Below are 20,574 nucleotides of genomic sequence, written 5' to 3'. Positions count from 1 at the left end.
CCCCCCCCCCCCCCCCGGGGCCCCCGCCCCCCCCCCGTTCCCGCGGGTGGTGGTGTTGGGCCGGGGCCCCCCCGGGGGCCGCCCGACGGACGTCAGAAGACCTGGTGCACCCAACCGTGCGGGTCGGCGGCCTTGCCGCGCTGGATGTCGACCAACTGCTGACGCAGCGACATGGTGACCCGGCCGGGCTCGCCGCCACCGACCAGGAACTCGCCGTCGGGGAAGCGCACCCCGCCGATCGGGGTGATCACCGCGGCGGTGCCGCAGGCGAAGACCTCGCGCAGCCGGCCGCTGGCCGCGTCGGCCTGCCAGTCGGCGAACGAGACCGGCCGCTCCTGCACCTGGTGCCCCGCCTTGCCGGCCAGCGTGATGATCGCGTCGCGGGTGATGCCCGGCAGGATCGTGCCGGTCAGCGGCGGGGTGACCACCGTGTCGTCCTCGTAGACGAAGAAGACGTTCATGCCGCCCAACTCGTCGACGAAGCGGCGCTCCACGGCGTCGAGGAAGACCACCTGGTCGCAGCCGGCCTCAATGGCCTCCGCCTGGGCCGCCAGCGACGTGGCGTAGTTGCCGCCGCACTTGGCCGCGCCGGTGCCGCCGGGCGCCGCCCGGGTGTAGTCCGGCGAGACCCAGACCGTGACCGGCTTGACGCCACCGGTGAAGTACGCGCCGACCGGCGAGGCGATCACCATGTACAGGTACTCGTTGGCCGGACGGACGCCGAGGAAGACCTCGCTGGCGAACATGAACGGCCGCAGGTAGAGACTGCCGTCCTCGCCGGTCGGGATCCACTCCCGGTCGATCTCGATGAGCTTGTGCAGCGAGTCGACGAACACCTCGGGCGGCAACTCCGGCATCGCCATCCGCTTCGCCGAGTCGACGAAGCGGTCGGCGTTGGCGTCCGGCCGGAACATCGTCACGCCACCGTCGGCCGTCCGGTAGGCCTTCAGCCCTTCGAAGATCTCCTGCGCGTAGTGCAGCACCGCGCTGGCCGGGTCCATCGGGATCGGCGCCCGCGCCTCCACCCGGGCGTCGTACCAGCCCTTGCCCTCCGCGTAGCGGATCGTGACCATGTGGTCGGTGAAGACGCGGCCGAATCCGGGGTTGGCCAGCAGGGCAGCCCGGTCGGCGGCGGATACCGGCGTGGGATTCGGACGGATCTCGAAGTCGAGCTTGTCACCACCGCTCATCGCGCTGACCTCCCTGCGGGACAACGGCATGCGGGATCGCACACCGACATGGCTGTGCTAGAAACTTACCCCGAACGACCGTTCAGAAGGTAGCGCCGCTCGGGACCGGGTGGACCGCCCGGACAGGCGAAGACCGCCCCGGCCGCGATACGGCCCGGGGCGGTCAGGCTACGGCGTGGGCGGCGAGCCGGTCGCCGACCTCGGCGGTGCGCAGCGTCACGCCCGGGGTGCGGCCGGCCAGCTCGGCGGCGACCGCCGCGTCGACCCGGGCTGCCGCCTCGGCGTGCCCGAGCTGCTCCAGCAGCAGCGCCACGGAGAGCACCGCGGCCACCGGGTCCGCGACGCCCTGCCCGGCGATGTCCGGCGCCGAGCCGTGAACCGGCTCGAACATCGAGGGGTACGCGCCCTCGGGGTTGATGCAGCCACTGGCGGCCAGCCCGATTCCGCCGGTGACGGCGGCGGCGATGTCGGTGAGAATGTCGCCGAAGAGGTTGTCGGTGACCACCACGTCGTAGCGCTGCGGCTGGGTCACCAGGAACATCGCGGCCGCGTCGACGTGCTGGTATTCCGTGGCGACGTCCGGGTGCTCGGCGGCGACCGCCGCGAAGGCGCGCGACCACAGCGACCCGGCGTGGGTCAGCACGTTGGTCTTGTGCACCAGCGTGACCTTGCGCCGCTCCCGACGACCGGCCCGCGCGAACGCGTCGCGAATCACCCGCTCCACGCCGTGCCGGGTGTTGAGGCTCTCCTCCGTGGCGACCTCGGCGGGCGTGTCGCGGTGCAACGTCCCGCCCGCGCCGGCGTACAGCCCTTCGGTGCCCTCGCGGACCACCACCAGGTCGACCTCGCCCGGCTTCACGTTGCCCAGCGGACCGGCGACGCCGGGCCAGAGCCGCGAGGGGCGCAGGTTGACGTACTGGTCGAAGGCGAACCGGAGCTTGAGCAGCAGGCCGCGCTCCAGGACACCCGGCGGCACCGTGGGGTCGCCCACCGCGCCGAGCAGGATCGCGTCGTGCCCGGCCAACTCGGTGAGCACCGAGTCGGGCAGGACCTCTCCGGTACGGTGCCAGCGGGCGGCGCCGAGGTCGTACTCGGTGGCCTGCACACCGGGGAGCACCGCGTCGAGGACCTTGCGAGCCTGCGCGACCACCTCGGGCCCGATGCCGTCCCCGGCCACCACCGCGATCCGCGTCACGCCCGCTCTCCCCACGCTCGATTGCCCTGTCCGGCAAACGGTACGTCGCCGTCCCGACTCCCGGTACGAAGCTTCCAACATCTGAGACGAGAGGATGCACAGCAGCCTCTCAGCTGGGATTCATGTAGCGATCATGTGCGCTGCCTACGGTAAGGGACAGCGGGTCAGGGGGCCCGCGAACGGTGGTCGTGACGACGCGACGTCAACTGCGAGGGGGCAGGCGCCATGCGCATCGACGAGCAGCCGCGGACCCGCTGGCCGGACCTGTCGACGTTCCGGCACCGCCGGCCCGACCTCCGCCTCGGCAGCCGCCGTCGCCGGTTCGACCCGGCCGCCGCCACCCACGGCCGCATCGCCGTGCAGCACACCGTCCGCACCGCCACGGCGGAGTACACCCTGCTGCTCAACGCCCCGGAAAGGCTCGGCCGCCGGGGCGTCGGCGAGGCGTTGCGGGACAGCGTCGCCGAACTGCGCGCAATCGACCTGACCTACGGCCCGAACCGCCCGGAGAGCCTGGTCTCCAGGCTGCGTCGGGGCGAGATCAGCCCCGACTCGTACGCCCCGCTGGCCGACCTGGTGGACCGCTGTGCGGCGATGCGCGCCGCCACCGACGGCTGGTTCGACGCCTGGGCGGTCCCCGGCGGCTTCGACCCGGGCGGCCTACTGGGCGGCTGGGCAGTGGAACGCGTCGCCGCCCGGCTGCGCGCGGCGGGCGTGCACGACTACGCCGTACTCGCCGGCGCCGACCTCGTGGTCCGGGGCCGCGCGCCGCACGGCGGACCGTGGCGGGTCGCGATACACCACCCGACGGCGCCGGACCGCGCGCCACTGATGCTGGAGATGACCTCGGGAGCGGTCGGCACCTCCGGGGTGTCCGGACGGCAGGGACACGTCGTCGACCCGCACACCGGCGAGCCGGCCAACCACCTCGTCGCCGCGACCGTCGTCGGCCCGGACCTGACGGTCGCCGACGCGTACGCGACCGCGCTCTACGCCGCTGGCCCCACCGGCCTGGCCTGGTTCCGGGGTGGCTCCGAGTACCGGGCGCTCTTCGCCCACCGACGCTGAGCGACCTAGCGCCCGGTGCTGGGGTCCGGCACGGTCACCCGTGCCGGGGTCCGTGCCCCGAAGACGGTGGCGACCAGATCGCTCACCGCGTGCACCCCCACATCGATCCCCTTGCCGGGTGGCAGTTGGTACATGACGGCGACGACGTAGCGCTGGTCGTCGCCGGCGAATCCCACGGTGTTGGTGACCCAGTGCTCCCCGCCCGGGTCCGGCTCGATCGACCAGCCGTCCTTGGTGCCGGGGTGCTTGTCGCTGCCGGCCGCCCAGACACCCCAACGCTGGACCGAGCCGACCGAACGCATCGCCCCGACGATGTAGGCCCGGTCGGTCGGGTCGAGGTCGTCCAGCACGTACGACATCAACCGCTGCAGATCCTCAGCCGTGCACTTGAGGTGACCCCAGAAGCGCGCGTAGCCGGCGACGGTGGTCAGCCCGGTCATGCCGTAGCGCTGCTGGAAGCGTTTGAGCTGTCCGTCACGACCGTAGCGGTTCCACAGAGCGGTGGCCGCGTCGTCGGAGGAGAAGTTCAGCATGTCGGCGATCTGTCGACGCGCGGCGCTGTCGAGCGTGATCTCGCCCGCCCGGGAGCGCTCCAGCAGCCCGACGACCATCGCGAGTTTGATGGTGGAGGCCGTCCAGATCGGATGGTCGGTGGTCCCCGCCCGCCAGGAAGTGCCGGTGCGCCGGTCCCGTACCAGGATTCCGAGCACCCCCGGTTTGCTCTTCAGGAGGGTGGCCGCCGCCGCGAAACGCCGGCGTTGGGCCTCGTCCGCGCTGACCGTGCCGGGTTGCCGGCCCTTGGCCGGGCCCAGCCCACTCGTCGACCGCGGCTCGGCGGTCCCCGGAGCCGACGACGAGTCGCGCGAAGGGGGCGAGTCGGTCGGATCGGGCGAACAGCCGGCCAGCACGAGCACCGCCACCAGGGCCGCGAGGAGCCGTGTCGACCCCACCGCTCGTCGTGGCGGCGCAGGTCGCCGCAGCCGGGCGACCCGGCGGCCATCGCCATTCGACAACTGGGCGCTTGTCACGGCGGCCGATCATAGCCGGGTCGCACGTCAGAAGGGGTGACCCGCAGAGCGCCTGGATTGCGATCGGCCCCCACGGCCTCGGCAACGGCTGTGGGGGCCGATCAGCGACGAGTGCGCGTGGCTCGCACAATCGAGGGGTGCGGGACCGGTCGGGCCGGACGTCGGCCGCGCCACCCGAAGACGGGCCGGCGCCACGGCCTGGCGGCCAGTAACCGCAGTCGTACGCTAGCGAATCGACGCAACTCGACGCAAGAGTCTCCACAGCGGACGCCTTCGGACGCCACCCGCACGGGCTCGGCGATTGGCCTGCGGCGAGGCAGTTTCGACATGGTGAACGACGGATGGCACGCTGTCCGCCGTGAGTTTCGATCTGAGTGTGTGGGCCCTGGAGGACGGGGCGACGCCCGAGGACGTGCGGGCAGCGGTCGAGGGTTGCCGGCAGGGGCGGCACGTGGACCGATACCCGGACCCGCGCGTCGTCGGCTTCTACCGGGCGATCACCGCGTCCTATCCGGACCGTCACCCCGGCCCGGACAGCCCCTGGGCGGTCGCGCCGCTGCACGCCGCCCACGATCACGTCGAGCTGAACCTGCACCCGACCTGCCCGGACCAGGTGCTGCTCGACATCGAGCGGCTGGCCGGCGAGCACGGGCTGATGCTCTTCGACCCCCAGGACGGTTCGGTCTACCCGCCCCCGGTCCGGTTGCCGAACTGACCGCTCCCGGGGCGGAACACCTCCCGGCGTACGACGAAGGGGCCCGGCGCTGTCGCCGGGCCCCCCGTGGTGCTGCCGTCCGCGCCGCCACCTGTCGCGTGGCCGGCGCTTCCTACTCGTCGCGCAGGTCGGCCGCGCTGGCGGCGGTCGCGCCGATCGAGTCGGCCGCAGAGGTCAGCAGATCAGCGCCGAGGGCCTGGTCGACGGTGAGGGTCATCAGCGTCTCGCCGCCCGCCTCGCGCCGGGCCACCTGCATCGCGGCGATGTTGATGCCCGACTCGCCGAGCAGCGTACCGACGGTGCCGACGACGCCCGGGCGGTCCGCGTACCGCAGGAACAGCAGGATGCCCTCCGCGGCGATCTCCACGTCGAAGCCGTCCACTTCGGTCAGCCGCGGGACGTCGCGGCTGCCCGCGTGGGTGACCGTCCCGGAGACGCTCACCGCCCGGCCATCCGGCAGGGCACCGCGCACCGTGACCAGGAGAGGCTGGTCGGCGGTCTCGACCTGACTGTCCAGAGTGACCTCGACGCCGCGCTCGGCGGCCAGGTGCGGGGCGTTGACGTAGGTGACCTGGTCCTCGACCACCGAGCTGAACAGGCCCTTCGTCGCGGCCAGCTTGAGCACCGACACGTCGTGGCCGACGACCTCGCCGCGAACCTCGACGGTGACGCTGGCCGCGACCCCACCGGCGACGGCGGTGAAGGCACGGCCCAGCTTCTCGGCCAGCGGCAGCAGCGGGCGGACGTCCTCGGCGACCACGCCGCCGGCCTGGACGTTGACGGCGTCCGGCACGAACTCGCCCTGCAGTGCCAGCTTCACGCTCTTGGCAACCGCCAGACCGGCCTTGTCCTGCGCCTCGTGGGTCGAGGCGCCCAGGTGCGGCGTGGCCACCACGTTGTCGAAGGCGAACAGCGGCGAGGAGGTGCAGGGCTCCTTGGAGTACACGTCGACGCCGGCGCCGGCGACCCGCCCCTCGGCGATGGCGTCGGCGAGCGCCTGCTCGTCGACCAGGCCACCGCGGGCGGCGTTCACGATGCGGACGCTGGGCTTGACGAGCGCCAGTTCCTTCTCGCCGATCAGACCGACCGTCTCCGGGGTCTTCGGGAGGTGGATCGAGATGAAGTCGCTCTCGCGCAGCAACTCCTCAAGCCCGACCAGCCGTACGCCGAGCTGCGCCGCCCGAGCCGGCTGGATGTACGGGTCGTACGCGATCAGCCGGGTGCCGAACGCGGCGATGCGCTGCGCGAAGAGCACCCCGATGCGGCCGAGCCCGACCACACCGACGGTCTTGCCCTGCACCTCGACGCCCGTGTACTTGGACCGCTTCCACTCGCCCGCCTTGAGCGCCGCGCTGGCGCTGGCGGTGTTGCGGGCGACGGCGAGCAGCAGTGCGACGGCCTGCTCGGCGGCGGAGACGATGTTCGAGGTGGGTGCGTTGACGACCATGACGCCCCGCGCGGTGGCCGCCGGCACCTCGACGTTGTCGAGCCCGACGCCCGCGCGGGCGACCACCTTGAGCCGCGGTGCGGCGGCGATCGCCTCGGCGTCGATCTGGGTCGCGCTGCGCACGATGACGGCGTCGGCCTCGGAGAGCGCCGAGAGCAGGGCCGGACGGTCGGTGCCGTCGACGTGACGGACGTCGAAGTCGTGGGCGAGCACCTCGATGGCGGCGGGGGCGAGTTCTTCGGCGATCAGTACGACAGGATTCATCGGTCCTCGTAGAGGTCGTGTTTGCGATCGGCGCGGGTGGCGGGGCGCCGCACTGCACCCCGTGCTGATCCGTGCCGTGGCCGTCAGGTGCCGGCTCAGCGCACCTACCCGCGATCGTAGGGGCCGCGCTGGCCGGCGTGTTCCGGTCTGTGGGGTGAGTGCCCTCACACGCCCGGACAAGCGACCGACATCAACCGTTCACCGCCCCGAAACCCCACCCACCCCGCCCCAGCCCTCGCCCCTCTACCCCCGCGATCTTGCACTTTCTGCTGCGACGTACGGGGCCAACCCCCACAAATCGCCATCCGAAAGTGCAAGATCGACGAGGGCAGGGGGCGGGCAGGGGGCGGGCAGGGCGCGGGGGCGGGCAGGGCGTGGCCCCGGGCGCGCGCTGGGGAGAGCGCGGCCCGGGGCTGGGGAACCGTTTTTTCGGGGTGGGTCAGGCGGTTTCGGTGATCGGGCGATCGACCCAGCTCATCATGCCGCGCAGCTTCTTGCCGGTCTCCTCGATCGGGTGCGCCGCACCCTCGGCCTGCCACTTGGTGAAGTTCGGCCGACCGGCCTCGTCCTCGGCGACCCACTCGCGGGCGAACTCGCCGGACTGGATCTCGCCCAGGATCTTGCGCATCTCATCCTTGACCCGCGAGTCGATGATGCGCGAGCCCCGGGAGAGGTCGCCGTACTCGGCGGTGTCCGAGATGCTGTACCGCATCTTCGCGATGCCGCCCTCGTACATGAGGTCGACGATCAGCTTCAGCTCGTGCAGGCACTCGAAGTAGGCGACCTCCGGGGCGTAACCCGCCTCGGTGAGCACCTCGAAACCGGTCTGCACCAGCGCCGAGGCACCGCCGCAGAGCACCGCCTGCTCGCCGAAGAGGTCGGTCTCGGTCTCCTCGGTGAAGGTGGTCTTGATCGCGCCGGCCCGGGTGCCGCCGATCCCCTTGGCGTACGCGAGGGCGAGGGCGAACGCGGTGCCGGTGGCGTCCTGCTCGACGGCGACCAGACAGGGCACACCCTTGCCGTCGACGTACTGGCGCCGCACCAGGTGGCCGGGGCCCTTGGGGGCAACCATCGCCACGTCCACCTCGGCCGGCGGCTTGATCAGGCCGTACCGGATGTTGAAACCGTGGCCAAAGAAGATCGCCTTGCCGGGAGCCAGGTGCGGCTCGATCGACTCGGCATAGATCTTGCGCTGGGCGGTGTCCGGCGCAAGCACCATGATCACGTCCGCCTCGGCCGAGGCCTCGGCCGGCGTGAGCACCCGAAGGCCCTGCTCCTCGGCCTTGGGACGGCTCTTCGAGCCCTCCGGCAGACCGATCACCACGTCGACGCCGGAGTCACGCAGCGACAGCGCGTGGGCGTGACCCTGGCTGCCGTAGCCGATCACCGCGACCTTCTTGGCCTGGATCAGGCCGAGGTCGGCATCGTCGTCGTAGTACACCTCAACGCTCATGAGAACTTCCCTTTCGTACGACGGCCTGAGTGCCCGTCGTGGTCTTTGCGGATGGGTCAGGCGGCCCGCAGCGCGGGACCGGCGGTGATCGAACGCGAGCCGCGCCCGATGGCCACCAGCCCGGACTGGACCATTTCCTTGATGCCGAAGGACTCGAGATCGCGCAGCAGCGCGTCGAGCTTGTCCGGCGTGCCGGTGGCCTCGATGGTCAGCGTGTCCGGTGCGACGTCCACCACCCGGGCCCGGAACAGGTTGACGGTCTCCAGCACCTGGGACCGGGCGGCCCGGTCGGCGCGGACCTTCACCAGCAGCAACTCCCGGGCGACCGAGACCTGCGGGTCCAACTCAACGATCTTGAGTACGTTGACCAGCTTGTTGAGCTGCTTGGTGACCTGCTCCAGCGGGGACGAGTCCGCGTTCACCACGATGGTGATCCGGGAGACGTCCGGGTTCTCGGTCTCGCCGACGGCGAGGCTGTCGATGTTGAAGCCGCGGCGGGAGAACAGGCCGGACACCCGGGCGAGAACGCCCGGCTTGTTCTCCACGAGCACGGACAGAGTGTGCATAGTCATGATCAGATGTCATCCTCGTCGAAGACCGGGCGGACGCCGCGGGCGAACATGATCTCGTCGTTACTGGTGCCGGCAGCGACCATCGGCCAGACCATGGCGTCCTTGCCGACCACGAAGTCGATCACCACCGGGGCGTCGTTGATCTCCATGGCGGCGGCGATGGTCTTGTCCACGTCCTCGGCGGTCTCGCAGCGCAGCCCGACGCAGCCCAGCGCCTCGGCGAGCTTGACGAAGTCGGGGATGCGGTGCTTGTGCGTGCCCAGCTCGGTGTTGGAGTAGCGCTCGTTGTAGAAGAGCGTCTGCCACTGCCGGACCATGCCGAGGTTGCCGTTGTTGATGACGGCGATCTTGATCGGGATGCCCTCCAGCGCGCAGGTCGCCAACTCCTGGTTGGTCATCTGGAAGCAACCGTCACCGTCGATCGCCCACACCACCGTGTCCGGCTTGCCGACCTTCGCGCCCATGGCCGCCGGCACCGCGTAGCCCATGGTGCCGAGGCCGCCGGAGTTCAACCAGGTGTACGGCTTCTCGTAGGAGATGAACTGCGACGCCCACATCTGGTGCTGCCCCACACCGGCCACGAAGATCGTGTCGGGGCCGACGATCTCCCCCAACCGCTTGATCACGTACTGCGGGGAGAGCGTGCCGTCGGGCGACTCGTCGTAGCCCAGCGGATAACGGTTACGCAGATCGTCGAGCTGGGTCCACCAGTCGCCCAGGTCGGTGACGCGCCCCGCCGCACGTTCGACGGTGACCGCCGCGATCAGCTCGTCGATGACGTGCTTGGCGTCACCGACGATCGGAACGTCCGCGTGCCGGTTCTTGCCGATCTCGGCGGGGTCGATGTCGGCGTGCACGACCGCCGCGTCCGGAGCGAACGAGTCGAGCTTGCCGGTGACCCGGTCGTCGAACCGCGCGCCCAGCGCGACGATCAGATCGGCCTTCTGGAGGCCGTACACGGCGGCGACGGTGCCGTGCATGCCGGGCATGCCCAGGTGCTGCGGGTGCGAGTCGGGGAACGCGCCGAGCGCCATCAGCGTGGTGATGACCGGGATGCCGGTCAGGTCGGCGAGCCGACGCAGCCCCTCGGTGGCGCCGGCCTTGAGCACGCCGCCGCCCACGTAGAGCACCGGCCGCCGGGCACCCGCCAGCAACCGGGCCGCCTCGCGGATCTGCTTGCCGTGCGGGTGCAGGGTGGGCCGGTAGCCGGGCAGGTCGAGCGTGGGCGGCCAGGTGAAGGTGGTCGACGCCTGGAGCACATCCTTGGGGATGTCGACCAGCACCGGGCCGGGCCGGCCGGTGCTGGCCAGGTGGAACGCCTCGGCCAGCACCCGCGGGATCTCCTCGGCGGTCTGCACGAGGAAGTTGTGCTTGGTGATCGGCAGCGTGATGCCCTGGATGTCCGCCTCCTGGAAGGCGTCGGTGCCGATCGACGGGCTGGCCACCTGGCCGGTGATCGCCACCATTGCGACCGAGTCCATGTACGCGTCGGCAATCGGCGTCACCAGGTTGGTCGCGCCCGGGCCGGAGGTGGCGATGCAGACGCCGACCTTGCCGGTGGCCTGCGCGTACCCGGTCGCCGCGTGACCGGCGCCCTGCTCGTGGCGGACCAGGATGTGCCGGACGGTGGAGTCGTAGAGCGGGTCGTACGCCGGCAGGATCGCGCCGCCCGGGATGCCGAAGACGACGTCGACGTCGAGCGCCTCGAGGGACCGCACCAGCGAGCCGGCGCCGGAGACCTCAGCCGGGGCGGATGTCCGTACGGCCGGGACTGCCGGCGTGGCCGCGGCGCGGGTGGCGGGGTCGGCGGCGCCGGCCGGGTCGGCGGTCGCGCGGGCCCGCCGGGCGGTGTGGGCGAGGGTCTCGGGCGTTGGTCTCGTCATGGTGGTTCTGGCCTTCGGCTGGAGTGGCTGGGGCTTGTTCAGCGGTGCGACGTGGGCTTGGGCCCGTCGCGACAGGTTCCGACGGCAATAAAAACGGCCCTCGTGCAGATGCACGGGGCCAGCGCACTCTCAACGGAGGAGAGTGCGCTCAGATAAGTACTCGCAGCGACCGGTACGACGACATGCGGCTAAGCCTGACGCATCTCACGCGATGAGTCAACTGATCCCACATGTTGGTTAACGGACGGCGGCGCGTCGGCCGACGCCGCGCCGCCGCCAGGGGGCATGACCTGCCCGGACCCGCTAGGCGCGCGGCGCTGGACGGGCACCGGACCGGGCCGCGCGCCCGGCGAGGTGGCCGCCTCCAGCATCGCCTCCAGGTGCTCCGCGGGCACCCCCCAGCCGAACAGCGCTCCCTGACCGAACCGGCAGCCCGCGGCGACCACCGCGGCCAGCTCCGTCGGCGTGGTGACGCCCTCGGCGATGACCTCCATGCCCAGCTGGTGGCCCAGCCGCATGACGATGTCGACCATGGGCGCGAACGCCGGGCCGTCCTTGCCCACCGGGCGGACCGGCTCGTGCTCGGCCACCAGGCTGTGGTCGATCTTCAGGATGTCGATGGGGAGCCGGCGTAGCTGCCCCAGGGACGAGTACCCGGCGCCGAAGTCGTCCAGCGCGATCCGTACGCCGGTCAGCCGCAGCGCGGTCAACCGCCGGATCAGCTCGTCCAGATCGGTGGCGACCGCGTGCTCGGTGACCTCCAGCACCAACCGCTGCGGCGGTACGTGGTGGGCACGCAGGGCCTCGGCGACCTGGACCACATACTCCGGGGCGTGCAGCTCGCGCGGCGAGACGTTCACCGAGACCCACACGTCGTGCCCGTCGGCCAGCCAGCGGGAGAGCTGGTAGCAGGCCTGGTGCAGCACCCAGGCGCCGAGCGTGGAGATCATCCCGCACTCCTCGGCGAGGGGGATGAACTCGTCCGGGCGGACGTTACCCAGCTCGGGGTGGTGCCAGCGGAGCAGCGCCTCGGCCCCGACCGGCCGGACCGACGGCAGCGACGCCACCGGCTGGAAGGCGAGCCGCAGCTCGTCGCGGTCGATCGCGCCCCGCAGCTCGTGCTCCACGGTGGTGCGGCGGCGCAGCAACTGGTCGTACGCCGCGTCGTAGCGCTCGATCCGGTTCTTGCCGCGTTGCTTGGCGTAGCGCAGCGCCAGGTCGGCGTGGCGCAGCAGCAACTCCACGTCCGGCTCGGCGGCCCACCCGGCCACGCCGATGCTCACGGACAGGAAGACCGGGCCCTCCGGCTGGTCGTACGGGCGGTTCAGCACCCCGAGCAGCCGCTCGGCCACCCGGTCCGCCTCGGCGGGCCGGGCCGGCATGAGCACGGCGAACTCGTCGCCGCCGAGCCGGGCCGCCACGTCGCCCGGACGCAGGTTGCCGCGCAGCCGACGGCCCACCTCGGCCAGCACCGCGTCACCCACGTCGTGGCCGCGCATGTCGTTGACGTTCTTGAAGCCGTCCAGGTCCAGACCGAGCAGGACGCACGGCGTGCGGGCCGCCGCACCGTCGTGCAGCGCCCGCAGCAGCCCGCGCCGGTTGGCCAGCGACGTCAACGGATCGGTGTGCGCCAGCTCACGGAAGTGCGCCTCCCGCTCGACCAGGCGGCCGGCGTAGTCCCGGACGTCCTTGAGGGTGAGGTACTGCCGCGCCACCAGGGCGAAGCCCTCCACGCTGCCGGCGAGGATGCCCGGCGCGGTGAAGCGGCCGTCCTGGAGCAGGTGGTACATCGCCGAGGCCGCCATCGCCAGCATCGGGGCGAGGGCGTACTCACCGTCCCGACCGATGAGGTCCAGCGCGACCTCCCCCGGCTGATCGGCCCGGCGCACCTCGAGCGCGACGGCCAGCAGGCCGGCCGAGAGCAGCGCCGCGCCGGTGAGCGCCATGGTCGGCCCGGACTGGCAGAGCCCCGCGCTGAGGCCCAGCCCGCCGCAGCTCACCGCGGTGAGGCCGGTCGCGAGCACGGCCAGCCGGCGACGCGGGGCGGCGGCCCGAAAGACGACGATCACGGCGAGGCCGGCCCCGAGCGCGGCGCTCACCGTCGTCACCAGGATCGCCGGGCAGGCCATCGGGGTGGCGGCGCCGAGCAGCCGGGTCGGCTCGGAGAAGAGCACCCAGCCGACGAACCACAGCGCCGCCGCCACGGTGACGCCGTCCAGCGCGAGCCGGGCGGTCCCCGCGGCGGTGGCCGCGACGCCCGGCAGCCGGAGCAGACCGGCCGCGAAGGCCAGCCCGGCCAGCGCCATTCCGATCGCCGTGGCGGTGGCCCATCCGGTCCGCTGTCCCTGCTCGTGTGCCCAGTGGTCGCTCGCCGACAGCACCGCCACCACCCCGGCCAGCAGGCTGACCAGGGAGACCCCGGCGGCGCCCGCGAGCAGCACGTGCGCCGGTCGACGCGGCCCGGTCCGCTGCCCGGCGACCATGGTGAGCAGCGCGGTGGCCACGGCCGCGACCAGCCCGCTCAGCGCCGCGACGGCGACCATGCCCGGGGGGAGATGCACGACATCAAGAGTGCCGGATGAGCGCACGTCGCGGGAGACCGGATGTGCATCTGTTGGGACACGGGCCCTCTACCGCGGGGTCCCGCGCGGCGGCGGTGTCATGCTGGTACGCATGCCTGAGCTGCGATCGAGGACGTCCACACACGGTCGGACGATGGCCGGCGCCCGGGCCCTCTGGCGGGCCACCGGGATGACCGACGACGACTTCGGCAAGCCGATCGTCGCCATCGCCAACAGTTTCACCCAGTTCGTGCCGGGTCACGTACACCTCAAGGACATGGGTGGCCTGGTCGCGGACGCGGTGGCCGAGGCCGGCGGCGTCGGTCGGGAGTTCAACACGATCGCGGTCGACGACGGCATCGCGATGGGGCACGGCGGCATGCTCTACTCCCTGCCCAGCCGCGAGCTGATCGCCGACGCGGTGGAGTACATGGTCAACGCGCACTGCGCGGACGCCCTGGTCTGCATCTCGAACTGCGACAAGATCACCCCGGGCATGCTGCTGGCCGCGCTGCGCCTCAACATCCCGACCGTCTTCGTCTCCGGCGGCCCGATGGAGGCCGGCAAGACGACGGCGATCGAGGACATCGTGCACAGCAAGATCGACCTGATCGACGCGATGATCGCGTCCTCCAACGAGGCGGTCACCGACGCGCAACTCGGCGAGATCGAGCGCTCCGCCTGCCCCACCTGCGGCTCCTGCTCCGGCATGTTCACCGCCAACTCGATGAACTGCCTCACCGAGGCCATCGGGCTCGCGCTCCCCGGCAACGGTTCGACCCTCGCCACCCACGCCGCGCGCCGGTCGCTGTTCGTCGACGCCGGCCGGACCGTCGTCGACATCGCCAAGCGGTGGTACGACGGCGACGACGAGTCCGTGCTTCCCCGCACCGTCGCATCCAAGGCCGCCTTCGAGAACGCCGTCGCCCTCGACGTCGCCATGGGCGGCTCCACCAACACCGTGCTGCACCTGCTCGCGGCCGCCCGCGAGGCGGAACTCGACTTCGGCGTCGCCGACATCGACGCCATCTCCCGGCGGGTGCCCTGCCTGGCGAAGGTGGCTCCGAACTCCCCGAAGTACCACATGGAGGACGTGCACCGCGCCGGTGGCATCCCCGCGATCCTCGGTGAGCTGGATCGGGCCGGCCAGCTCAACCGGGACGTGCACGCCGTGCACTCCCCCTCGCTGGCCCAGTGGCTGACCGACTGGGACGTGCGTAGTGGCTCTCCGACGCCCGAGGCGGTCGAGCTGTTCCACGCCGCGCCGGGCGGGGTGCGTACGGTGGAACCCTTCTCCACCACCAACCGCTGGTCGACGCTCGACACCGACGCCGCCGAGGGCTGCATCCGCGACCGCGAGCACGCGTACTCCGAGGACGGCGGCCTGGCCATCCTGCACGGCAACCTGGCCCCGGAGGGCTCCGTCGTGAAGACCGCTGGCGTGCCGGACGACTGCCTGACGTTCCGCGGCCCGGCGAAGGTGTACGAGTCGCAGGACGACGCCGTCACCGCGATCCTCGCCAAGGAGGTCGTCGCCGGGGACGTCGTGGTGATCCGCTACGAGGGCCCCAAGGGCGGTCCGGGCATGCAGGAGATGCTCTACCCCACCTCGTTCCTCAAGGGTCGCGGGCTGGGCCGGTCCTGCGCGCTGCTCACCGACGGCCGTTTCTCCGGCGGCACGTCCGGCCTCTCCATCGGGCACGCCTCCCCCGAGGCCGCCTCCGGCGGGTTGATCGCCCTGGTCCGCGAGGGCGACGAGATCGTCATCGACATCCCGGCCCGGTCGATCGAGCTGAACGTGCCGGAGGACGAGCTGGAGGCACGACGGGTGGCCGAGGAGAAGCGCGACAAGCCGTACACCCCGACGGATCGCCAGCGTCCGGTGTCGGCGGCGCTGCGCGCGTACGCCTCGATGGCCACCTCGGCCAGCGACGGCGCCTACCGCCGCGTCCCCGAGTAAGCCGCGGCTCGGCCGCTCGGCCGCTTGATCAACTCGACTTCGCCGATGTCGGGGTGTCCCTGTCGACGGGATGCCACGACATCGGCGATCTCGTGTCGATCACCTGCCCAACTCAATCTGTCGAGAAGTCGCGCAGGTCGCGAGCTTCGGCGATGAGGCGTACGCCGTCGTCGTCGTGTCGATGTACGGCGCAGCCGGCGCGGGTGAAGCGCACGGTGACCACCTGCCCGGCGTGCTTGGCGGCCAGGCGCAGAAGCTCCTGCTCGGGGTCGGCGACGTCACGCGGCCCCGAGCAGGGCACCGGGATCGGCGTCGTCGGGTCCGGCGGAACAGCCCCGGCGACGGCGTCGGTCAGGCACTCCGCGCACCAGGCGAGCGCGGCCACCAGGCTCGGCCGACAGGGAAAGGCGTCGGGGCGGACGGGCGCGTCCCAGGGCGCGATCTCGACCGACCAGCTCAGCCCGTCGGCCAGCAGCGGGTCGCTTCCGTTGTGTCGGTCGTCGCACACGCTCACCACGAGGGCCAGGTCGAGGCCCAGGGCGAGCCGTACCAGCTCGGACAGCGGCGACGCTTCGGGAGGGGCCACCGTCACGATCAGTCGGCCGGCGGCCCCGCCCCGCCCGGCGTCGCGCACGTACTCCCCGACCGGATCGGCACCGGCCCAGGGCAGCGTTACATACCCGTCGCGCAGGTTCTTGCCGATGGCGTGGCCGCCGTCGGCGTCGGCGAGGTCCTCGGGTCGCCCGCCGAGGGCGGCTGCCCACGCGCCGAGCCGGTAACGCTCGGGGAGCTGCACCACCGGCTTGCCGGCGGGTTGGGTGGCGACCAGCGGGGCGACCTCGGGCATGCCGGCGTCCCAGGCCAGGTGCACCACGCGGTGCCGCAGGTCGGTGAGGGTGACCAGCGCCGTGCGATGGAGACGGTGGGTGCCGCCGCAGGTGAAGCAGGGGAACGCGGAGGGGCGCAGGCCAGCGCCGCAGCAGTGCGGGCAGTCGGGCTGGGCGGTGCGCCCACCGAGCCGGCAGTCGCAGACGCGCAGCCGACTGCCGGTGCGGCAGTCGGGGCAGGGCCGCCAGTCGACGGGTTCCCCCAGCCAGGACGGAGCCGGTGGCTCGTACCCACGGGTCAGCGGCACCCGCACGCGGCGGACCACCTGACCGGTGGGCTGCTCCGCGAGTACCTCCTCCGGCTCGCCGAGGCGCAGGCTGCTGTGCCACCACCGGCCGTCCCGCCAGATGGCCTGCGCGCCGGGCAAGTCGTCGCCGCTGCTCGGGTCAACGCAGTCGGTGAGGACCCGGCGTTCGAGCTGGTTGACGTCGGCGGCGGTGACGCCGGGCGGGCGCGGCGAGTCGGGTCGCAGCCTCCGGGCGGGCGCGGCCAGGCCACGTGCGGCAAGGCCGGTCAGCGCGCCGGCCACGTCGGTGTGACTCAAGGCCTCCTCCAGGCTGAGGTACCAGCCGGCCGTACCGGCCGGCACCGGGCTGCCGGGCACCTCGCACCGGATGTCCCCAGCCCAAACCCCCACCATGCCGGCGCGCTTCGACGACCAGGTCGAGCAGCAGCAGGTCGGCCAGCGCGCAGAGCTGGGCCAACCGGGCGGGCGGGTCGACCGTGAGCGCGGCAACGGACCGGCCCAGCACCAACCGCCAGGGCGCATGATCCGCCCGCAGGATGGCCTCGGCCTCCAGCTCGTGCCGCCGCTCGACCGGCAGCTCGGGTCGCCATTCCGGGGTCAGCCACAGCGGCGCCACGTCGGTGTCGTCCACGATTGCGCCGACGTCGGCGGCGAGGTCGCGTACCCGATCGGCCAGGTCGACCACCCACGCACCCGCCGGGTCGCGGCGGGGGTTGAGGCCGCCGGGCACGACCTGGTGGGACGCGACCGCGCCGGTGTCCAAGTTGGCGACAGTGACCACGAGCTGCGCCCGCCGCCGGCCGCGCCGCCCGCAGCGATGACACGGGTACGCGACGCTGCCCGCGCCGCGACACTGCTCGCAGTTCCGGTACGCCTCCCGGCGCGGCCCGAGCCCCTCGCCGTCGACGAGGAACCGGTCGCCGTAGGTGGTGCAGTGGCACGGTTCCAGCATGAAGATCGCCCCGTCGCAGTCCGGGCACACGACGACGGGCGCGGCGCTCACCGACACCACCGCGCCGCGCAGTCACCGTCGTGCTCGACGCGCCGCACGCACCGTCGGCCACCGTCGAGCGGCAGGTCGCAGAACACCCGATGGCGTACGCCCTGGGCGTCCTCGACGGACACGGTCGTCTCCCCCGGGTCCACCTCGGACAGGAAGCTCAACGAACGGGCCAGGGTGCCGGCGAAATACTGGGCGGCCGGGAAGTCGGCGGCGGTAAACGGCAGGTGCGCCACCCAACGGGCGCTCACCGGCGGGCCGCCAGATGACGGGAAAATGCGCGCACGAGGCAGCACCACCCTTCCTCGTAATTGTTCGACGTTCGGCGGCGTGGGAATTGCGCGTCGATCGCCGTTGTCGGACCAATCTTGTAAGGTCGAAAGCACCATCGCAATGAATTTCCACTCACACTGTTCCGCTATTTGTGCGCAACATTTCCCTGTTGCAGACTGACCACCGGGATGTTGCAAAACTCAACAGGAAGGAGAGCCGGGTGGCCGATGACATGGGCTCGACGGTGCCCCGACGCCAGCTTGGCAGGACGCTACGTGACCTGCGCACCGAGGCGGGGGCGACCCTCGACGCGGTCGCCGAAGCGCTGGAGTGCAGCCGCCAGAAGGTGTGGCGCATTGAGAGCGGGCTCGGCTCGGTGCGCGGCGTCGACGTCCGAGCGATGTGCGAGCTGTACGGGGCGACGGGTGAGCTGACCCGAGCGCTTACTTCCCTGGCAGGCGAGACGAAAGCGAAGGGCTGGTGGCACGCGTACGGCGACGCCGTCCCCGAATGGTTCGAGCTTTACGTGGGGCTCGAATCCGCCGCGTCGAAGCTCCGCTTCTACAAGAACAGTCTCGTGCCGGGCATCCTTCAGAGCCGCGACTACGCGCTCGGGATCTACCGCATCGACCAACCGGACATGAGCGACGACGACCGGGAGCGGGCAGTCGAGCTTCGCCTGCAACGGCAGTCCCTGCTGACCCGTCGCCTGCCCCGGGCTCCGCAGGTGCAGGTGGTGCTCTGCGAATCGGTGCTACTCCGGCCGGTTGGTGACGCCGAGACCATGGCCGGGCAGCTCCGCAACTTGCTACGGCTGTCTCGCTTGCCGAACGTGTCGGTTCGCGTGTTGCCGCTGACCGCAGGGCCGCATCACGGCACTGTTGCGGGCGAGTTCGTGCTCCTTGACTTTCCGCTCGGGAATCGAACGACCTCCGAGCCTCCGTTGGTCTACAGCGAGGCGATCACCGGTGCCCTCTACCTCGACCGGACCCACGAGTTCGCGACCTACGAGAAGGTCTGGTCGAGCCTGCTGTCACTGGCTCTCGATGAGGGACAATCGTTCCAACTGATCAATAAGATCATCGGGGAGGTTCACCATGGTTGACCTGACGCGCGCTACTTGGCGCAAGAGCACCCGCAGCGCGGGCAACGGCGGCGAGTGTGTCGAAGTCGCCGACAACCTGCCCGGCGTCGTCGCCGTACGCGACAGCAAGGACCCGTACGGCCCAGCCCTCACCTTCGCTCCGGCCGCCTGGGCCACCTTCGTCCAGACGACCGCCATCTTCCACTGAGGCTCCGGTGGGTGTCCCAGCCGCCGCCGGGACACCCACCGACCGAACTCGAAAGCCGCGCGAACAACCGTCGCCTCGGGAAGCGGGAACCAACCCAACACCCCGACCGCCGGCACCTCGATGCACCAAGGTCCGAGCAACTTTCCTGTTGTTGCTGCCTGGGGCACGCGTGAGACAACAACAACCCTGATGGTGCGCGGATCTCCCCGATGGGAGTCCCCCGCAAGCAGGAAGCACGACGTACCGACCGCCCGGCACTGCTCTAATCGGGACGAGCCGCACCGCCGCAGGCATCACGGCTGCGAACAGGGAAGACCAACATGATTGACCTCACCGTTCAGCCATGACGAGCGGTCACAGAACCACGACGGCGTCTTCCGCGAGAGTGAACAGGCCGGCATCAAGGGTGATCGTCTTGAGCTTGGTGCCCTTCGGAACGTCGAAGAAGACGTTCACAGTCGTCGAGTTACCCGGATTGATCTCATCGAGAAAGCCCTGCCCGTCATTGTTGCCGTATATCCCGGCCTCCCCGTCGACCTCGTATTCCCGACCAGTGCCGTCCTGAGCGGTAAGAGTGCCATCGGCGTGGAACGTGTGCGCCTTCTTGGTGACATTCTTGACCGTCACGCTAACCCTGCAGAAGGTGCCTTGCGCCTTCGTGTTGAGGAATTCGCTGCCCACCTGAGAAATCCCACACTTCACACTCTTGACGGTGAACTCGAAGTCACCGCCGCGAACCTTGTCCCCAAGGCCGGGGGCCTTCGGCTTGGCCGGCCCGGGAGCCCTGGTGCTGGTCGCCTCGGCAGGTGTGGGCGCCGCAAGATTCTCTGCGGGCGGTGACGCATTTGTGGAGGTAGCGCTGCTCGCATTGGCAGGAGCGCCACTGCTGACGGCCGCCGCATCATTCTTCTTCCCCTCGCCGCCGGAAAGGCTCACCGCCAGTCCGCCGCCGCAACACAGCACCACGAACGCGCCGACACCGATGAGGGTGGGCAGCAGCCACGAGGCGCGCTTCTTGGGCGCGGCACTGGGAGACGGAAACTGGCCGGGCATCGCCGGAGGGAGCTCCCCGCCACGCGGCGGCGGGAATTGAGCGCCTGTCGGTGGCGGCTGGTGGCCGTAGGGGGGTTGGTTCTGAGTGGGCTCGTTGGGGGCCGTCATCGAGTAGTTTCTCCCGGGTCCTGATCGGCGCTGGCGTGCAATAGGGAATGGCTTTGCACGATGCCACAGCAGGACCCTAGGAGATTCCTCCTTGCGGGCGAACCCGCCACGACAAGCAGCTCTTGAAACAACCATTTCGACGACCAGAGTATCGCACCTTCAGACAATTGAAGGGCTGCCGTGAGATCGGTCTGCCACTCGATCCGCCGACTGTCAGATATCCGCCAGCTAGCCACTTCGCCTGATTGAACCATGCGCTTTTCGGCTAGATGCCAGCGCATTGACGTGATCTCAACAAGGATCCGGTAGGTATCGGTATTCGAAATGGGTGAGGTGGAGAGCGGCGCGGACGATGTCGCCGACCTGCCGTGGGCTGG

Annotated in this window: 17 protein-coding genes; 5 read left to right on the top strand and 12 right to left on the bottom strand. The window is 71.1% G+C overall.

The annotated features are described in order from the left end of the window. Nucleotides 1–92: 92 nt before the first annotated feature. Nucleotides 93–1,190, bottom strand: coding sequence for a branched-chain amino acid aminotransferase (locus tag ACLQ25_RS30705; protein ID WP_425734230.1), 1,098 nt, complete (start codon nt 1,188–1,190; stop codon nt 93–95). A gap of 163 nt (nt 1,191–1,353) precedes the next feature. Continuing rightward, nucleotides 1,354–2,385 carry a 3-isopropylmalate dehydrogenase gene (locus ACLQ25_RS30700; RefSeq protein ID WP_425734229.1) on the bottom strand — a complete coding sequence of 344 codons (1,032 nt, stop codon included), beginning with the start codon at nt 2,383–2,385 and terminating at the stop codon, nt 1,354–1,356. Nucleotides 2,386–2,610: 225 nt separating this feature from the next. On the opposite strand from ACLQ25_RS30700, the gene ACLQ25_RS30695 reads away from it, so the two are divergent. Continuing rightward, nucleotides 2,611–3,453: an FAD:protein FMN transferase gene (locus tag ACLQ25_RS30695; RefSeq protein WP_425734228.1), complete on the top strand. Its 843-nt coding sequence runs from the start codon at nt 2,611–2,613 to the stop codon at nt 3,451–3,453. Nucleotides 3,454–3,458: 5 nt separating this feature from the next. Here ACLQ25_RS30695 and ACLQ25_RS30690 read toward each other — a convergent pair whose 3' ends face one another. Then, nucleotides 3,459–4,403 carry a hypothetical protein gene (locus ACLQ25_RS30690; protein ID WP_425734227.1) on the bottom strand — a complete coding sequence of 315 codons (945 nt, stop codon included), beginning with the start codon at nt 4,401–4,403 and terminating at the stop codon, nt 3,459–3,461. 436 nt (nt 4,404–4,839) lie between these two features. Here ACLQ25_RS30690 and ACLQ25_RS30685 point away from each other — a divergent pair, with 436 nt between their 5' ends. Further along, nucleotides 4,840–5,196 (top strand): hypothetical protein, encoded by a 357-nt coding sequence (locus ACLQ25_RS30685; protein ID WP_425734226.1) that lies wholly within the window; start codon nt 4,840–4,842, stop codon nt 5,194–5,196. Between the two features lie 112 nt (nt 5,197–5,308). On the opposite strand, the gene serA is transcribed toward ACLQ25_RS30685, so the two are convergent. The 5 genes from serA to ACLQ25_RS30660 all read right to left on the bottom strand — a co-directional run bounded on the left by serA (nt 5,309) and on the right by ACLQ25_RS30660 (nt 13,358). Then, nucleotides 5,309–6,907, bottom strand: a complete 1,599-nt coding sequence (gene serA / locus ACLQ25_RS30680) for a phosphoglycerate dehydrogenase (protein WP_425734225.1) — start codon at nt 6,905–6,907, stop codon at nt 5,309–5,311. A gap of 439 nt (nt 6,908–7,346) precedes the next feature. Further along, on the bottom strand, nt 7,347–8,360 hold the full coding sequence (gene ilvC, locus ACLQ25_RS30675) for a ketol-acid reductoisomerase (protein WP_425734224.1): 1,014 nt from the start codon (nt 8,358–8,360) through the stop codon (nt 7,347–7,349). A gap of 56 nt (nt 8,361–8,416) precedes the next feature. Further along, nucleotides 8,417–8,932, bottom strand: a complete 516-nt coding sequence (gene ilvN / locus ACLQ25_RS30670) for an acetolactate synthase small subunit (protein WP_425734223.1) — start codon at nt 8,930–8,932, stop codon at nt 8,417–8,419. A 2-nt stretch (nt 8,933–8,934) separates the two neighbouring features. Further along, nucleotides 8,935–10,815: an acetolactate synthase large subunit gene (locus ACLQ25_RS30665; protein ID WP_425734222.1), complete on the bottom strand. Its 1,881-nt coding sequence runs from the start codon at nt 10,813–10,815 to the stop codon at nt 8,935–8,937. 188 nt (nt 10,816–11,003) lie between these two features. Then, a complete protein-coding gene (locus tag ACLQ25_RS30660; RefSeq protein ID WP_425734231.1) occupies nt 11,004–13,358 on the bottom strand; it encodes a putative bifunctional diguanylate cyclase/phosphodiesterase in 2,355 nt (784 codons plus the stop codon). Between the two features lie 130 nt (nt 13,359–13,488). Here ACLQ25_RS30660 and ilvD point away from each other — a divergent pair, with 130 nt between their 5' ends. Next, on the top strand, nt 13,489–15,336 hold the full coding sequence (gene ilvD / locus ACLQ25_RS30655) for a dihydroxy-acid dehydratase (protein ID WP_425734221.1): 1,848 nt from the start codon (nt 13,489–13,491) through the stop codon (nt 15,334–15,336). A gap of 112 nt (nt 15,337–15,448) precedes the next feature. Here the strand turns inward: ilvD and ACLQ25_RS30650 are convergent, their stop codons facing one another. Both ACLQ25_RS30650 and ACLQ25_RS30645 read right to left on the bottom strand, forming a co-directional pair. Next, nucleotides 15,449–16,768, bottom strand: a complete 1,320-nt coding sequence (locus ACLQ25_RS30650; protein WP_425734220.1) for a hypothetical protein — start codon at nt 16,766–16,768, stop codon at nt 15,449–15,451. A gap of 702 nt (nt 16,769–17,470) precedes the next feature. Further along, nucleotides 17,471–17,722: a hypothetical protein gene (locus tag ACLQ25_RS30645; protein ID WP_425734219.1), complete on the bottom strand. Its 252-nt coding sequence runs from the start codon at nt 17,720–17,722 to the stop codon at nt 17,471–17,473. Nucleotides 17,723–17,964: 242 nt separating this feature from the next. Between ACLQ25_RS30645 and ACLQ25_RS30640 the strand changes: the two genes are divergently transcribed. Together ACLQ25_RS30640 and ACLQ25_RS30635 are read left to right on the top strand one after the other, a co-directional pair. After that, nucleotides 17,965–18,849 carry a helix-turn-helix domain-containing protein gene (locus tag ACLQ25_RS30640; RefSeq protein WP_425734218.1) on the top strand — a complete coding sequence of 295 codons (885 nt, stop codon included), beginning with the start codon at nt 17,965–17,967 and terminating at the stop codon, nt 18,847–18,849. Further along, the gene (locus tag ACLQ25_RS30635; RefSeq protein ID WP_425734217.1) at nt 18,842–19,036 is read left to right on the top strand and encodes a DUF397 domain-containing protein; all 195 of its coding nucleotides are present in this window, start codon (nt 18,842–18,844) and stop codon (nt 19,034–19,036) included. The genes ACLQ25_RS30640 and ACLQ25_RS30635 overlap by 8 nt, the downstream gene beginning before the upstream one ends. Before the next feature lie 354 nt (nt 19,037–19,390). Here the strand turns inward: ACLQ25_RS30635 and ACLQ25_RS30630 are convergent, their stop codons facing one another. After that, nucleotides 19,391–20,089, bottom strand: a complete 699-nt coding sequence (locus ACLQ25_RS30630) for a DUF4352 domain-containing protein (protein WP_425734216.1) — start codon at nt 20,087–20,089, stop codon at nt 19,391–19,393. A gap of 104 nt (nt 20,090–20,193) precedes the next feature. Further along, nucleotides 20,194–20,574 (bottom strand): hypothetical protein (locus ACLQ25_RS30625; RefSeq protein ID WP_425734215.1); only part of this gene is annotated, 381 nt, incomplete at its 5' end.

Source organism: Micromonospora sp. DT44 (assembly GCF_049841635.1).
Classification (GTDB): Bacteria; Actinomycetota; Actinomycetes; order Mycobacteriales; family Micromonosporaceae; genus Micromonospora.
This window is presented reverse-complemented; position numbering and strand designations above follow the sequence as displayed.

Coding starts and splice junctions, on each gene's coding strand:
- ilvC (WP_425734224.1), bottom strand. CDS start 8,360: ATGAGCGTTGAGGTGTACTACGACGACGATGCCGACCTCGGCCTGATC.
- ilvD (WP_425734221.1), top strand. CDS start 13,489: ATGCCTGAGCTGCGATCGAGGACGTCCACACACGGTCGGACGATGGCC.
- ACLQ25_RS30660 (WP_425734231.1), bottom strand. CDS start 13,358: ATGGTCGCCGTCGCGGCGCTGAGCGGGCTGGTCGCGGCCGTGGCCACC.
- ACLQ25_RS30630 (WP_425734216.1), bottom strand. CDS start 20,089: ATGCCCGGCCAGTTTCCGTCTCCCAGTGCCGCGCCCAAGAAGCGCGCC.
- serA (WP_425734225.1), bottom strand. CDS start 6,907: ATGAATCCTGTCGTACTGATCGCCGAAGAACTCGCCCCCGCCGCCATC.
- ACLQ25_RS30665 (WP_425734222.1), bottom strand. CDS start 10,815: ATGACGAGACCAACGCCCGAGACCCTCGCCCACACCGCCCGGCGGGCC.
- ACLQ25_RS30705 (WP_425734230.1), bottom strand. CDS start 1,190: ATGAGCGGTGGTGACAAGCTCGACTTCGAGATCCGTCCGAATCCCACG.
- ACLQ25_RS30695 (WP_425734228.1), top strand. CDS start 2,611: ATGCGCATCGACGAGCAGCCGCGGACCCGCTGGCCGGACCTGTCGACG.
- ilvN (WP_425734223.1), bottom strand. CDS start 8,932: ATGACTATGCACACTCTGTCCGTGCTCGTGGAGAACAAGCCGGGCGTT.
- ACLQ25_RS30635 (WP_425734217.1), top strand. CDS start 18,842: ATGGTTGACCTGACGCGCGCTACTTGGCGCAAGAGCACCCGCAGCGCG.